This is a genomic window from Streptomyces mayteni, assembly GCF_054783955.1.
Genome location: NZ_BAAGPR010000053.1, coordinates 1 through 14,656 on the forward strand (window position 1 = coordinate 1; position 14,656 = coordinate 14,656).

Here is a 14,656-nt window from a genome sequence, read left to right on the forward strand (position 1 = left end):
GTGGCCGACCCGCCGCCGCCGCCGGCGGCGGCGGCGACGGTCGGCGCGGGGCGGCCGCGGCCCCGCCTCGGGTACTGGCTGCGGCGGCCGGGGCTCGTCCTCTCCCTGCTGGTGGTCGCCGCCGTGCTGACGGCGGCCTTCCTGCCCGAGCTGTTCACCTCGCGCGACCCGCTGGCCGGCGTGCCGGCCGAGAAACTGCGCGGCCCCAGCGCGGAACACCCCTTCGGCACTGACCAGTTGGGACGCGACCTGTTCGCCAGGACGGTGCACGGCGCGGCGCTCTCGCTGCGCGCCACCTCGCTCGCGGTGGCGTTGGGGCTGGTGGCCGGCTCGGCCATGGGGCTGCTCGCCGGCGCGCTCGGCGGCCGCGCGGACGACATCCTGATGCGCTGCGCCGACGTACTGCTCGCCATCCCCGCGCTGCTGCTGTCGCTGGCCATCGTGACCGCGCTCGGCTTCGGCACCACCCGGGTGGCGATCGCGGTCGGCGTGACCAGCGTCGCCGGGTTCGCCCGGGTGATGCGGGCCGAGGTGCTGCGGGTGCGCGGCACCGTCTACGTGGAGGCGGCCCACGCGGCGGGCGCCCGCCGCCACTCGGTGCTGCTGCGGCACGTGCTGCCCAACGCGGCAGGCCCGGTCCTGGTGTTCGCGGCCGTCGAGTTCGGCGCGGTGGTGCTCGCCGTCTCGGCGCTCAGCTTCCTCGGCTACGGCGCGGAGCCCCCGACGCCCGAGTGGGGCTCGCTGGTCTCCGCTGGCCGCGACTACCTGGCCGGCGCCTGGTGGCTCACCACCTTCCCCGGACTGACCATCGCGGCCACCGTGCTGGCCGCCAACCGGATCGCCCGCGCGTGGGAAGGCGAGGACCGATGACCCAGGAGACCCCAACGGTCACCACGCCGCTGCTCGCCGTGCGCGGACTGCGGGTGAGCTACGGCCGGGCCGAGGCGGTGCGCGGCGTCGACCTGGAGGTGGCGCCCGGCGAGACCGTGGCACTGGTCGGCGAGTCAGGATCGGGCAAGTCGACCACCGCGCACGCCGTCATCGGGCTGCTGCCACGCGGCGGCCGGCGGACCGCGGGACAGCTCCTGTTCGGCGGGGAGGACCTGGCCGCCGGCGGCGAGCGGGCGCTGCGCGCCAGGCGCGGCTCCGACATCGCCCTGATCCCCCAGGACCCCTATCTCGCGCTCAACCCGGTCCAGCGCGTCGGGCGCCAGGTCGCCGAGAGCCTCCTGATCCACGGCCTCGCCGACCGGGCCGGAGCCCGGGAGCGGGCCGTCGAACTGCTGGCCCAGGCCGGATTCGACGCACCCGAGACGCGGGCCAGGCAGTATCCGCACGAACTGTCGGGCGGGATGCGGCAGCGGGTGCTGATCGCCATCGCGCTGGCCGCCACACCCCGGCTGGTGATCGCCGACGAGCCGACCAGCGCGCTGGACGTCACCGTCCAACGCCAGGTCCTCGACCACCTGGAACGCCTGACCCGCGACCGCGGCACCGCGCTGCTGCTGATCACCCACGACCTGGGTGTCGCGGCGGACCGGGCACAACGGACCGTGGTGATGTCACGCGGAGAGGTGGTCGAGGACGGCCCCACACACGAGGTGCTGCGCGGCCCCCGACACCCCTACACCAGGCGGCTGTTGGCGGCGGCCCCCAGCCTGGCCGGCACCCGGCTCGTCGGCTCGCGCGCCGCGCGCCAGCCGGACGCCGGCCCCCTGGTGGTGGCCGACCGGCTGGTCAAGGACTTCCCGCTGCCACACTCCGCCGGCACCCGGCGGCTGCGCGCGGTGGACGCCGTCAGCCTCACCATCGCCCGCGGCGAGACGTTCGCCCTCGTCGGCGAGTCGGGCTCGGGCAAGTCGACCACGGCCCGGATGGTGATGCGGCTGACCGCCCCCACCTCGGGCACCGTGACGTTCGACGGGAAGGACGCCACCGCGCTCACCGGCGAACCGCTGCGCCGGCTCCGCCGCCGGATGCAGATCGTCTACCAGAGCCCCTACGCCTCCCTCGACCCGAGATTCTCGGTCGCCGAGTCCATCGGTGAGCCGCTACGGGCCTTCCGCACGGCCGGCCGGCGGGAACGTACACGCCGCGCCGCCGCGCTGCTGGAACGGGTGGCGCTGCCCGCCAGTGCGCTCCACCGTCGCCCGGCCGAGCTCTCCGGCGGCCAGCGGCAACGGGTCGCGATCGCCAGGGCGTTGGCCCTCGAACCCGACCTGGTGGTGTGCGACGAGCCCGTCTCGGCGCTCGACGTGTCGGTGCAGGCCCAGATCCTGGAGCTGCTCGCCGAGCTCCAGCGTGAGCTCGGTCTTAGCTACCTGTTCATCTCCCACGATCTGGCCGTGGTGCGGCAGATCGCGCACCGGGTGGGCGTCATGCGCGCCGGCCGGCTGCTGGAGACCGGCACCACCGAGCGGATCTTCGCCGAGCCCCGCCACGCCTACACCGAGGAACTGCTGGCCGCCATTCCCGGCAGGACGGCGGCGAGCTGACCCGCCAGGGCCGCGTGCTCGTTCAGGCGGCGGGGGACCACAGGCGGGTCGGCGCCTCCCTGCGGAGCACCGGGGCGATCTCCTCAGCGAACCACCGGAGTTGCTCCTCCTGCTCGGCGCGGTCCAGGCCGAAGCCGTCCACCGTGACGGACTGGAGGTCATGCCGGTACGCCGCGTGGAAGTCGAGGATCTTCTCGATGATCCGCTGCGGACTCCCGATCAGCGCCGGGCCGTTCTCGATCGCCTCCTCGATGGTGCGGAACGGTGTGTTGTAGCCTGCCCTGCCGACCAGATGCGGCTTGAAGTTCTGTGCCACCCGCGCCTCGTAACGCTCCCTCAGCCGGGCGATCGCCCGCTCGGTGGTGTCCGCGACATAGAGGCCGCCGGAGCCGGCCGCCACGTGCGCGCCGGCCGGGTCGTGCCCGTACGCCTCGAACCGCTCACGGTAGTGCGCGAGCAGCCTCGCGTACGCCGCGCGCGGCTGGATGGCGTTGGCCGTGAAGACCGGGTCGCCGTGTCTGGCGGCCAACTCGGTCGAGTGGGGGCTGGTGGCCGAGCCGTGCCAGACGCGCGGCGGCCCGGCGAAGGGGCGCGGCACGGTGGTGACGCCCTTGAGCGCGGGCCGGAACTCGCCCTGCCAGTCCACCCCTTCCTCTCGCCACAGCCGGCGCAGCAGCTCGTACTTCTCCGCCTGGTACTCCCACTGCCGCGCCTCGTCGAGCCCGAAGAGGTCGAAGTGCCCTGCCTCGGCGCCCTTCCCGACGACCAGCTCCATCCGGCCCCGGGACAGCTGGTCGAGGGTGGCGTAGTCCTCGGCCACCCGCACCGGGTCGAGGATGGCCAGCACCGTCACCCCGGTCATCAGGCGGATCCGGGAGGTCCTGGCGGCCAGCGCGCCCAACAGGACGGTGGGGCTGGAGGAGACGAACGTGCCGGCGTGCCGCTCGCCGACGGCGTAGGCGTCGAAGCCGAGGCGCTCGGCGAGCACGCCGTTCTCGACCACCTCGTCGAACCGCTCGGCGGTGGGGGTCACCGCACCGGTCACGGGGTGCGGCGCGTTGCCGACGATGGTGAGGACGGAGAACCGCATGGCAACCCTTCCGACGGACCCGAACCCCACTCTGCTCGCCGGTTGTTGCGGGGGTGTGGCGGGCACATGGCGGGCTGTCCGGCGCGAGGTCGCACATCGCCGCGACCCGTGGACAAGCCGGAAGCACCTTTGTTAGCTTCGCGTCGTCCCACCCGGCCACGCACGCCGGGTGCCGTCGTTTCCGGCTGAGGGGGTCGGCCATGCACGCTTCACGCCGGGTGCCGCTGGTCCGCCGCCTCCCGATCGACCTGCGCCGCTCCGCCAGCTGTCTCTGTAGCTGAGCCACCAGCGGGCGCGTGCCCGCGCCGCCGTCACTCCTCGCCGGGGCGTGCCCCGACCCGTGCCTCCGCGCGCTCCCGTGCCGAGCGCCGAGTGCCGGTGCCCGAGTGCCCGGCCATCGGCCCACTTCTCCGACTCCCGCTCCCTCGACCAGGAAGCCAGGAAGCGAGATCACCGCCGTGACATCGACGAACCCACGGGCCCGGCTGCCCGGCCAGGACGACGACGACCGACTCGTCGTCATCCGGGCCCGGATCTCCGACCCGCTCACCCGACCCCTGCTGCACGAGCTCGAACGGGAGTACACCTCCCGCTACGGAGGCAGCGCCAGCGACGAGATGACGCGCTACCCGGACCAGGAGTTCGCCCCGCCGGACGGCCTGTTGCTGCTCCTGCTCCGGGACGACGAGGCCGTGGCCGGCGGTGCCTACCGCCGGTATGACGGCGACACCGCGGAGCTCAAGCGGATCTGGACGCACTCCGGGCACCGCAGGCGCGGTCTTGGCCGGCGGGTCGTCCTCGAACTGGAGCGGGCCGCGGCCACCCACGGCTACCACCGGATCTTCCTGACCACGGGACCGCGTCAGCCCGAGGCCCGCGGCCTGTACCTGGCCAGCGGCTACACCCCGCTCTTCGACACCGAGGCCGACCCCGAGACCATCGGCCCCCTGCCGTTCGAGAAGCGCCTCCGCACGCCTCCCCGTCCTTCCGACCCGCCTCAGCGACCGGAGCCGCCGACATGGACATCGCGCCCCCCGGCACCGCCCGCCCCGACCCGGACCTCCACGACGACCTGAGCACGCTGCGGATCGTCCCCGCCCGCTACCACCTCCGCTGGCTCGGCGGGATCGCCGTGCTCGTCCTGCTCGCCCAGTTCGCCCACGGGCTCGCGACCAACCCGGGCTGGGACTGGCCGGTCTTCTTCGACTACCTGCTCGCCGACAGCGTGCTCGGAGCCGTCTGGCTGACCGTACAACTCACCTGCTACGGAACCGCGCTCGGCTTCGCCCTCGGCATCGTCATCGGCCTGATGCGGCTGTCCGACAGCGTCATCCTGCGTGGCGTCGCCTGGGTCTACGTCTGGGCCTTCCGCTCGATACCGCTGATCGTCCAACTCCTCTTCTGGTTCAACCTGGCCTATCTCTACCGGGAGTTGGGCTTCGGCGTCCCCTTCGGCCCGGTCCTGTGGCAGGTCGAGACCATGGACCTGATCGGCGCGACGACCGCCGCGGTCATCGGCCTGGCCCTCCACCAGGCGGCCTACGCCGCCGAGATCGTCCGCGGCGGCCTGCTGGCGGTGGACCCGGGGCAGCGGGAGGCCGCCGCGGCGCTCGGCATCCCCCGGCTCAGACAGCTGCGGCGCATCGTGTTGCCGCAGGCGATGCGAGGCATCCTGCCCAACGCGGCGAACGAGGTCATCTCGCTGTTCAAGGGCACCTCCATCGTCTCGGTGATGGCGATCGGCGAACTCTTCTACCAGGTACAGGTCATCTACGGGCGCAACGGGCGGGTCGTACCGCTGCTGATGGTCGCCACCGTCTGGTACATCGTGCTGACCACCGTGCTGTCCGTCGCGCAGTACTACGTCGAGCGGCGCTTCGCCCGTGGCGCCGAGCGCGAGCCGTCGCCCTCCCCGCTGCGCCGGCTGCGCACGCGGCTCGAAAGCCTGCGAGCCACCGGTCCCGGGCCACGCGGACCCGTGGAGAGGAGGGCCAGATGAGCACGGCGGACGCGATGGTCGACGTCCGTGGCGTCCACAAGTGGTTCGGCCGGCTGCACGTGCTGCGCGGCGTCGACCTGCGCGTCGGAGCCGGAGAGGTCACGGTCGTCCTCGGCCCCTCGGGATCCGGCAAGTCCACGCTGCTGCGGGGCATCAACCACCTGGAGCGCCTCGACCGCGGCACCGTGCGGATCGACGGCGAGCTGATCGGCTACCGCCGCGCCGGCCGGACGCTCCGCGAGCTGAAGGAACGCGACGTCCTGAGGCAACGGGCCCAGATCGGCTTCGTCTTCCAGAACTTCCACCTCTTCCCGCACCTCACCGCGCTGGAGAACGTGACCGAGGCCCCGCTCGCCACCCTCCGCCGCCCGAGGAAGGAGGCCGAGGCACAGGCCAGGACGCTGCTGGCCCGCGTCGGGCTCGACGACCGGGCCGACAGCTATCCGCGCCAGCTCTCCGGCGGGCAACAGCAGCGGGTGGCCATCGCCCGCGCGCTCGCCCTGGAGCCCAAGGTGCTGCTCTTCGACGAACCGACCTCGGCGCTCGACCCCGAACTCGTCGGCGAGGTCCTCACGGTGATCAGGAGCCTCGTCGGTGCCGGCACCACCATGATCGTCGTCACCCACGAGGTGGGCTTCGCCCACGAGGTGGCCGACACCGTGGTCTTCATGGACGAGGGCCGGATCCTCGAACAGGGCCCACCACACCAGGTGTTGGACAGCCCGCGGCACGCGCGGACCCGCGCCTTCCTGTCCCGGGTCCTCTGACCACCCCGCCCTCCCGTTCCGTCCAGTCCGCGGAAGGACCTGCCCATGCCCCGCCGTACCGCCCGTCGCCTGGCCACCGCCCTGACCCTCGCCGCAGTCACGCTGGGCCTCACCGCCTGCGGTGAACCCGAGGACGACCCCGCCCAGGACCCGGACCGCCGGGAGAACGCCTCCGACGTCGTCGACACCAGCCCCGAGCAGGACCGGATCCGCACCGAGGAGGTGCCGGAGATCGCCGCCCTCGTCCCGGACGAGATCCGCGACCGCGGCACCCTGGAGGTCGCCGACTCGGTCGGAGCGGTCCCGCCGCTGAACTTCTACGCCACCGACGACGAGACCGTGATCGGCGTCGAGACCGACATCGCCACCCTGATCGCCGACGTGCTCGGCCTCGAGCCGCGCTTCAACACCGTCGACTGGGCCAACATCTTCGTCGGCCTGGACAGCGGCCGCTACGACGTCGGCGTCAGCAACATCACCGTCACCGAGGAACGCAAGGACAAGTACGACTTCGCGACCTACCGCCTGGACAACCTCGCCTTCGAGGCCCCCGCCCGCGCCGGCTGGACGGTCGAAGAGCCCGAGGACGTGGCCGGCCGACGCATCGGCGTCGGCTCCGGCACCAACCAGGAGCAGATCCTGATCTCCTGGAGCCGGCAGAACGAGGCCGCCGGCCTCGAACCCACCGACATCGCCTACTACCAGACCCCGACCGACTATTACCTGGCCCTCGCCTCGGGCCGGCTCGACGCCTACCTCGGCCCCAACCCCAGCGCCGCCTACCACTCCCGGGTCAGCGGCGAGACCGAGATCATCGGCACCTTCTCCGGCGGTGGGGACGAGATCCAGGGCGAGATCGCCGCCACCACGAGGAAGGACAACGGCCTGGTGGACGCCCTGGCCGCCGCGCTCAACGAGGTGATCGACAACGGCACCTACGCCCAGGTCCTCGACCGCTGGGGCCTCGCCGACGAGGCGGTCGAAGCCTCCGAGATCAACCCGCCAGGACTGCCCCGCCAGGACGGCTGACCGCATCCGGCCGTCCTCGGCACCCACGGGCGAGATTCCTTCGAACGAGCTACTTTCGCCGGTTCTCCGCGCAGCGGAACACCGCGGCTCGGATGATGAAGGCGCTGCTCGCGCCGATGGAGGACACACATGCTCGACACACCCCCTCGCAACACCGATACGGACGGCGGTGTGGACGGCGGCGTCGGCCTGACGGCTCTCCTGGTCGCCGCCGCGCGGGCCATCGAGACCCACCGCGCCGACAGCCTGGCACGCGACCCCTACGCGGAGCACTTCGTGCGCGCCGCGCCGCCGTCCGCGGGCTGGCCGGTCGACCTCCACCAGGTGCCGGACGGGGAGGCGAACCCGCTGTGGGGGCGGTTCGCCCGCTACTTCGGGCTGCGCACCAGGGTCCTTGACGACTTCCTCCTCCGCTCGGCGGCGGGCGGCGCCCACCAGGTCGTCCTGCTCGGGGCGGGCCTCGACACCCGGGCCTTCCGGCTCGACTGGCCCGCCGGCCGCGTGGTGTTCGAGGTCGACAGGGACGCCGTGCTGGCCTTCAAGGACCAGGTGCTCGCCGACGTCTCCGCCACCCCGAGGGCGACCCGGGTGCCGATCCCGGTCGACCTCCGCGCCGACTGGGTCGGCGCGCTCACCGACGCCGGCTTCGATCCCGCGGAACCGACCGCCTGGCTCGCCGAGGGGCTGCTGTTCTACCTCCCCAGCGCCGCCGAGACCTACCTCGTCGACACCGTGGCCAGGCTGAGCGCCCCGGGCAGCGCCCTCGCCTACGAGGCCAAGCTCGAGGAGGACCTGACGAAGTACCGCGACAGCCGCCTCTACACCGCCACCAGGGAGCAGATCGGCATCGACCTGCTCAGCCTGTTCAACCTCGAACCGCGGCCCGACTCCATGGCGGCCCTCGCGGACCGCGGCTGGGACACCTCGATCCACACGCCCTTCGACTTCACCCGCAGCCTCGGGCGCGGCCCGCTGCCCGAGCCGAACGACGCGCTGGACGGCAACCGTTGGGTGTTCGCCACCAGGCCCAGGTCCGTCAGGGAACCAGCACGGGCTTGACCACGCGGCCCGCGTCGAAGTCGCGTTCGGCCTCGGCGACGTCGACGAGCGGATAGGTACGGATCAGCTCGTCGAACGGGAACCGCCCGGCCCGCCACAGCCCGATCAGGCGCGGAATCAGCAGCCCGGGCACCGCGTCCCCCTCGCAGACGTGGGAGATGCTCCGCCCCTGGTCGAGCGCGCCGGGCTCGATCGGCAGCGCGGTGTGGAGCCGCGCCACCAGAGCCAGACGACCGGTCGGGCGCAGGGCCAGGAGCGCGTCGTTGATCAGCGGCGCCGAGGCCGTGGTGTCGAGCGCGTACCGCGCCCCGCCGTCGGTCAGTCGCCGAACGCGGCCCGGCAGGTCGGCCGACGCGGCGGGCAGCGGGATGGCGCCGAACCGCTCGGCGAGGGCCAGCCGTTCGGGGTGCCGCTCCACGGCCACCGCCAGCGCCCCCGCGGCGGTGGCCGCCATCACCGCGGCCAGGCCCACCGCTCCGGCCCCGAGGACCACCAGGGTGTCGCCCGGCCGCACCCCGAAGGTGTTCAGGACGGCTCCGGCCCCGGTGAGGAAGCCGCAGCCGAGCGGTCCGAGCAGTTCCACGGGCAGCGCGGCGTCCACCCGGACGGCGTTCCTGGCCGAGACCAGCGCGTACTCGGCGAACGAGGACTGCCCGAACCACCGGGGAGCCAACGCGCCTCCCGCCGCGTCCGTGAACCGCGCCGCCTGCTCCGCGCGCCCCCCGAACAGGTTCAGCGCGGCGAAGGAGTCGCAGTAGGCGGGCGCCCCGGCCAGGCAACTCCCGCAGCCACCACAGGAGTCGAAGCTCAGCACCACGCGATCGCCGGCACTCAGCCCGGTGTTCGGGCCGCCCGTCTCCACCACGACCCCGGCACCCTCGTGGCCGAGCACCGCCGGCAGCGGCGAGCGGCCCGCCGACCGCCGGACCGCGAGATCGGTCCGGCACATCCCGCAGCCCGCGACCCTGACCAGCACCTCGCCGTCGACCGGCCCCGCGTTCAGGACCACCTCCTCGACCGCGAACCGGCCCTCGTACGAGCGCAGCACCGCCGCGCCGAACCTCATCGTCACGCCCCCTCGGGACGGCGCACCTCAGGACGGTGCACCACGAACGGCCTGAGGTTCCCGTAGAACCCCCACGGCCCGCCCGCCACGCCCACCCCGCTCTCCTTGACGCCCGCGAAGGGCTGCGCGAGCGACAGCTCGCCATGGTGGTTGATCCACGCCGTCCCGCACTCCAACCGCTCGGCCACCGCCTCCGCCCGGTCGAGATCGGTCCCCCAGACCGAGCCGCCGAGACCGAAGCCGGTGCCGTTGGCCGCCTCGACGGCGTCGTCGAGGCGCGCGTACGGCAGCACCGGCAGCACCGGGCCGAACTGCTCCTCCGTCACCACCGGGCTGTCCGGCGGCACGTCGGCCAGGATCGTCGGCGCGAAGAAGTAGCCCGGCCGGTCGAGACGCTGGCCGCCGACCACCGCCCGGGCCCCGTCCGCCAGGGCCCGGGCCGTCCCGCGTTCGACCCGGCCCAGCTGCGGGGCGTTGTTGACCGGCCCGACTCGCGAGGCCGGATCGAGCCCCGCCCCGACGACGACGCTCTTCGCCCGCTGCGCGAGGGCCTCGACCACCTCCGGGTAGATCCGGGCCGGGGCGTAGACCCGCTTCACCGCCATGCAGACCTGCCCGCAGTTGCGGAACGCCGCCCAGAACAACCGGTCGGCGACCCGCGCCACGTCCACGTCGTCGAGCAGCACCGCGGCGTCGTTGCCGCCCAGCTCCAGGGTGACCCGGGCGAGCGACGCCGCCGCCCCGGCCGCGACCGCCCGGCCGGTGGGACCAGAACCGGTGAACGTCACGTGCCGGATCCCCGGATGGGACGCCAGGTGGGCGCCGAGCGGCTCGCGACCGGTGACGACCGTCAGCACGTCGTCGGGGAGCGCGGCGGCGACGACGGACACCAGCAGCCGGGTGGCGAGGGGCGTGAGGGGGGACGGCTTGAGCACCATCGTGTTGCCCGCCGCGAGCGCCGGCGCGAACTTCGCCGACGCCAGCTGGAGGGGAAAGTTCCACGGGACGATCGCGGCCACCGGCCCAAGGGACCGCCAGCGGACCTCGCTGCGCACGGGGCGACCGTCCACGATCGGCAGGGGAGGGGCGTCCAGGTCGGCGAAGTACCGCAGGCGGGCCGCCGTCCTGGCGACCTCCGCGTACGACTCGGCCAGCGGCTTGCCCTGCTCCCGGGTGAGCAGCGGGGCGAGGTCCCGCCCGGCCGCCTCCACGGCGTCGGCCGCCGCGCGCAACGCGGTGGCCCTGGCGGCCGGATCCGCCCGCCAACCCGGCCAGGCCGCGCGGGCCCGGCCGACGATCCCGTCCAACTCCTCGGGGCGCTGGTCGGGAGCCTCGTCGAACGCCTCACCCGTCGCCGGATCGACGACCGCGAACCGCCCGCCAAGACCCGAGGACCCGCCGCGGGACCCACGCGTCGGCATCCGGGCGGTCAGCCGGCGGCGGCGACGGCGGCCGCGTGCCGGTCCATCTCCGCTCGGAAAGCGGCCACCAACTGCGGCTGGATCCGCCCGCCGTTGCGGTCGCCCCGCTCGCAGACCGCCCCGCGCACGCCCACGATGTCCGTGCCGATGCGGGTCAGCGCGCCGAGGTCACCCGCCGTGACGCTGCCCGCGAGCGCCGCCAGCAGACCGGCCCCGTGGGCCAGCCGCACGAACTCCGCGCAGCTGTCCGGCGGAACGTGGTCGAACAGCCGGCTCCCGTCCTTGATCGCCGTGTCCAACATGGCCGCGTCACAACCGGCCCGTCGAGCGATGTCGGGCAGCGCGAGCGGATTGACGCAGCCGATCCGGTGCGCGTCGGCATACCCCGAGGCGACGACCAGGGCGTCGGGCCGATGGTCCTTCACCGCCCGAACCACCCCGCGCATCACGTCGACGGCCTGTTCCGGCGTCGTGCATCCGTAGAGCCCCACCTTGATGTACGAGGCCCCGGACACGACCGCCCCGAGCGCCGCCTGGGCCACCGTGCCGGGCTTGTACGGCACGTCGCCGACCGTGGCGGACACCGGCGTCTCCGCCGGGACCGCGTCGCGGATCTCCCTGATGACCCACGGGAAGTTCGCACCGAGCGAGCCCTCGTCCGGCTTCTTGACGTCGACGATGTCGAGATGCTGCGCGGCCTTCGCGCAGACGAGGGCCTCCTCGACGCTGTCCGGAGAGATGAGAAGCAACAATGTGGACCCTTTCGACGGCATGCCCACCCGGCCGACGGGCGCCTGGGGCACGGGCGATCTGCTCATTGTCGACGTCACCCGGCGATCACCGGGAGGGCGCGCGATCACCGAACGAGTCACTCGCCGTGCCCCCCGACGCGCCGTGCACGCCCCCCGTGGTGACACCGGCGGTGCCCACCGCCGAGCAACGGCCCGACCTGCTGCCGCTGTTGGGCGACGTCAACGACCGGCCCCCTTCATGCGGCAGGATCCGGTCGCGTCGCGGTCCTTCGACGACGCCGAAGCGGCCGCGGCCGGTGTCACCAGCGGACGGGGAGGTGGCGGGGGCCACGCACGATGATGCCGGGGTGCCACGACAGGCTGGCGGGGTGGGTGTCGAGGGCGAGGTCGGGCGCGCGTTCCAGGAGGGTGCGGAGCGCGACGCGGGCCTCGAGGCGGGCCAGTGAGGCGCCGAGGCAGTGGTGGATGCCGTGGCCGAACGCGATGTGGCCGCTGGTCTCGCGGTGGATGTCGAAGCGGTCGGGGTCCGGGAAGCGGGCGGGATCGCGGTCGGCGTCGGCGATGACGGGCAGGACGAGCGCGCGGTGTGGGATCACGGTGCCGGCGATCTCGACGTCCTGGGCGGCGAAGCGGATGGCGGGCGCCAGCACCGGGCCGTCGTAGCGCAGGATCTCCTCGACCGCGTTGTCGAGCAGCGACCAGTCGGCGCGCAGCGCGGCCAGCTGGTCGGGATGGCGTAGCAGGGCCAGCACGCCGTTGCTGATCAGTCCGACGGTGGTCTCGTGGCCGGCGAGCAGCAGGATCCAGCACATGGCGAGGAGTTCGTCCTGTGAGAGCTGGTCACCGTCGCCGTCCGCGGCGTGCAGCAGCGCGCTCAGCAGGTCCTCGCCCGGCTGTTCGCGCTTGTCGGCCAGCAGCCCGGCCAGGTACTCCGTCATCACGGCCCGGATCTTCGGAATCTCCTCCAGGCTCCCCGCCGTCAGGGTGCGAGACCACTGCCGGAAACGCTCGCGGTCCAGGTCGGGGACGCCGATCAGCTCGCAGATCACGGTGATCGGCAGCGGGAAGGAGAAGGCGGCCACCAGGTCGGCCCGCCGACCTGGCGCTGCCAGCATCGAGTCGAGCAGCGCGTCGGTGATCTCCTGGACGCGCGGGGCCAGGGCCGCGATCCGGCGGGCAGTGAACTCGCGCGAGACCAGCCCGCGCAGCCGCGTGTGGTCGGGCGGATCCGAGTTCAGCAGGTGCGCGCCCGTTCGCTCGGGCCCGCCCTCGCCAGGGCCGCCCGCCAGGGATTTGACGAGCCGCGGATCCGCCAGGGCGGCGCGCGCCTCCCGGTGGCCGAGGACGAGCCAGGCGGGAGAGCCGTCGGGCAGACGCGCGTAGTGCACCGGTCCGCGCTCGCGCAACACCGCGAAGTACGGGTAGGGGGCGCGGGAGAAGTCCTCGCCTTCGGCTGCCAGATCGACGATCTCGACCGTCCGGGGCTCCGTCACATTCGCTCCTTGATCGCGAGAGGGGGAGGAAGCCCGAGCGGCATCGACTCCCTCCGGGCGGGCGCCGCCCGGGCCCAGGCTGGCCCCTCGTCCCCCACCCCCGGGCGAAACCGACCACCCATCACCCGTCCGGGGGGACCGGGTTCACCCCTGAGGGCTGCCAACCGGCCTCACGACGGGCGGAAACGGCGCGCGAACTCGCCGGCGTGATGAAGGTGCGAAGGGCCGCCCCGGCCGCGGCACCCGGCAGGCGGCGCTCACGGCACGTCCGGGTTGGCCGGGGTCACCACCACGACCTCGGTCTCGTCCGGCGGCAGATAGCGGGCCCGCACCACCATGCCGGGCTGGAGTCGTCCCACCGCGGTGGCCGGGACGGTCTTGTCCTGGGTGATGTCGAACATCGAGCCGTCGGCGCGCGTCACCCGGAGCGTCAGACCCACCACCGCCGCGTCGCCACGGACCTCGCCGGTCGGCGCCATCGCCAGGACGACGGCCGTCGCGTCGACGCCCTCCTCGCCGATCCGCAGCTGCCGCGGCGTGATCTGCCCCTTGGCCAGCCGCACCCGGTTGAGCGTCCGCTGCACCTCCCGCGGATCGGCGTCCGACGCGAGCACCACCCGTCCGTCGCCACCGCCAGGGCGGTACCTGACGGGCAGTTGGAGGCCGGGCCGCAGCGTGGCCAGCTCGGTCAGGTCCACCACGCGCCGCAGCACGGCCCGGAACGACTGCCCCTCCGTCGTGTCGACGTCGAGCAGGATGTCCAACTGCGGCTGGTCGTTGACGGAGAGCCCGGTCCGCGCCGTCGACGCCACGGTGCCGATGGCGAGGGGCGCCCCGTGGAACGCCCGCGGCACGTCGCCCCGCGCGGAGCGGCCGCCCCACCCCGTGAGCCTCCTGAGCAGGAACAGGTCGGGCACCACGAACAGCAGCAGGACCGGCCCGGCGAGGAAGCCGTTGAGCCAGCCGGACGGGCCGTCGCCGCTCAGCCCCTCCAGCACGTAGGGGACGGTCAGCCCGAGGCCGACGATCGTGACGAGCCAGGTCATGATCCTCATGGACGGGTTCCTCTCGACTACGGGCCGGCGGACGCGTCCGCTCGCCCCGCCGACCGGCGATTCGAACGCGTGCAGCATCGCGACGGCCCCCGCCCTACCGATCACACCTTTTCGATCGGGCCGCGCCCCGCGGGCGGCGGAGGCGTTCTCGGTATCGGCCGAACGGTTCCACCATCGAGAGGAGGGCTACGCCTTGACCGACGCGTTCACCCGAGAACCGCGCTGGGACGGAATCCGGCCGGCTACGCCCCGCCGTCTACACCGCCATGCGCACCGCGGCCCACGACACCGAACTCGGTGGACACCCGGTGCCCCGACGCGCCTTCGTCGCCGCACTGTCCTCCGTCACCCACCTCGACCCCGAGCCGGCGGGGCCCGCCGGAGCCGCCACGGCTGGTCGCGGTAACCCTCGTTCCCAGCCGAGGCGGCC

General features: G+C 73.6%; 13 protein-coding genes. 7 read left to right on the forward strand and 6 right to left on the reverse strand.

Annotation, left to right across the window (positions count from 1 at the left end; translation table 11 throughout):
* Together ACYVPE_RS22440 and ACYVPE_RS22445 are read left to right on the forward strand one after the other, a co-directional pair.
* Positions 1-870, forward strand: a complete 870-nt coding sequence (locus ACYVPE_RS22440) for an ABC transporter permease (protein WP_461035470.1) — start codon at positions 1-3, stop codon at positions 868-870.
* A complete protein-coding gene (locus tag ACYVPE_RS22445) occupies positions 867-2,495 on the forward strand; it encodes a dipeptide ABC transporter ATP-binding protein (protein ID WP_461035471.1) in 1,629 nt (542 codons plus the stop codon). Before ACYVPE_RS22440 ends, ACYVPE_RS22445 begins: the two co-directional genes overlap by 4 nt.
* 22 nt (positions 2,496-2,517) lie before the next feature.
* On the opposite strand, the gene ACYVPE_RS22450 is transcribed toward ACYVPE_RS22445, so the two are convergent.
* Entirely contained in the window at positions 2,518-3,585 is a 1,068-nt protein-coding gene (locus tag ACYVPE_RS22450) for an LLM class flavin-dependent oxidoreductase (protein WP_461035472.1), read from the reverse strand.
* Between the two features lie 485 nt (positions 3,586-4,070).
* Here ACYVPE_RS22450 and ACYVPE_RS22455 point away from each other — a divergent pair, with 485 nt between their 5' ends.
* From ACYVPE_RS22455 to ACYVPE_RS22475, 5 genes are all read left to right on the forward strand, one after another.
* A complete protein-coding gene (locus tag ACYVPE_RS22455) occupies positions 4,071-4,661 on the forward strand; it encodes a GNAT family N-acetyltransferase (RefSeq protein WP_461035510.1) in 591 nt (196 codons plus the stop codon).
* Positions 4,604-5,584: an amino acid ABC transporter permease gene (locus tag ACYVPE_RS22460; protein ID WP_461035473.1), complete on the forward strand. Its 981-nt coding sequence runs from the start codon at positions 4,604-4,606 to the stop codon at positions 5,582-5,584. The genes ACYVPE_RS22455 and ACYVPE_RS22460 overlap by 58 nt, the downstream gene beginning before the upstream one ends.
* Positions 5,581-6,351 carry an amino acid ABC transporter ATP-binding protein gene (locus ACYVPE_RS22465; RefSeq protein ID WP_461035474.1) on the forward strand — a complete coding sequence of 257 codons (771 nt, stop codon included), beginning with the start codon at positions 5,581-5,583 and terminating at the stop codon, positions 6,349-6,351. The genes ACYVPE_RS22460 and ACYVPE_RS22465 overlap by 4 nt, the downstream gene beginning before the upstream one ends.
* A 45-nt stretch (positions 6,352-6,396) precedes the next feature.
* On the forward strand, positions 6,397-7,380 hold the full coding sequence (locus tag ACYVPE_RS22470; RefSeq protein ID WP_461035475.1) for an ABC transporter substrate-binding protein: 984 nt from the start codon (positions 6,397-6,399) through the stop codon (positions 7,378-7,380).
* Between the two features lie 129 nt (positions 7,381-7,509).
* Positions 7,510-8,439: a class I SAM-dependent methyltransferase gene (locus tag ACYVPE_RS22475; protein WP_461035476.1), complete on the forward strand. Its 930-nt coding sequence runs from the start codon at positions 7,510-7,512 to the stop codon at positions 8,437-8,439.
* Here the strand turns inward: ACYVPE_RS22475 and ACYVPE_RS22480 are convergent.
* The 5 genes from ACYVPE_RS22480 to ACYVPE_RS22500 all read right to left on the reverse strand — a co-directional run bounded on the left by ACYVPE_RS22480 (position 8,417) and on the right by ACYVPE_RS22500 (position 14,226).
* Positions 8,417-9,505, reverse strand: coding sequence for an NAD(P)-dependent alcohol dehydrogenase (locus ACYVPE_RS22480; RefSeq protein ID WP_461035477.1), 1,089 nt, complete (start codon positions 9,503-9,505; stop codon positions 8,417-8,419). The two genes, ACYVPE_RS22475 and ACYVPE_RS22480, sit on opposite strands and share 23 nt — an antisense overlap.
* Before the next feature lie 2 nt (positions 9,506-9,507).
* A complete protein-coding gene (locus ACYVPE_RS22485) occupies positions 9,508-10,926 on the reverse strand; it encodes an aldehyde dehydrogenase family protein (RefSeq protein ID WP_461035478.1) in 1,419 nt (472 codons plus the stop codon).
* A gap of 8 nt (positions 10,927-10,934) precedes the next feature.
* Positions 10,935-11,678, reverse strand: a complete 744-nt coding sequence (locus ACYVPE_RS22490; RefSeq protein WP_461035479.1) for a (5-formylfuran-3-yl)methyl phosphate synthase — start codon at positions 11,676-11,678, stop codon at positions 10,935-10,937.
* Positions 11,679-11,977: 299 nt separating this feature from the next.
* Complete coding sequence (locus ACYVPE_RS22495; protein WP_461035480.1) at positions 11,978-13,171, reverse strand: cytochrome P450 family protein; 1,194 nt, start codon at positions 13,169-13,171, stop codon at positions 11,978-11,980.
* A 257-nt stretch (positions 13,172-13,428) separates the two neighbouring features.
* The gene (locus ACYVPE_RS22500) at positions 13,429-14,226 is read right to left on the reverse strand and encodes a hypothetical protein (RefSeq protein WP_461035481.1); all 798 of its coding nucleotides are present in this window, start codon (positions 14,224-14,226) and stop codon (positions 13,429-13,431) included.
* Positions 14,227-14,656 lie beyond the last annotated feature (430 nt).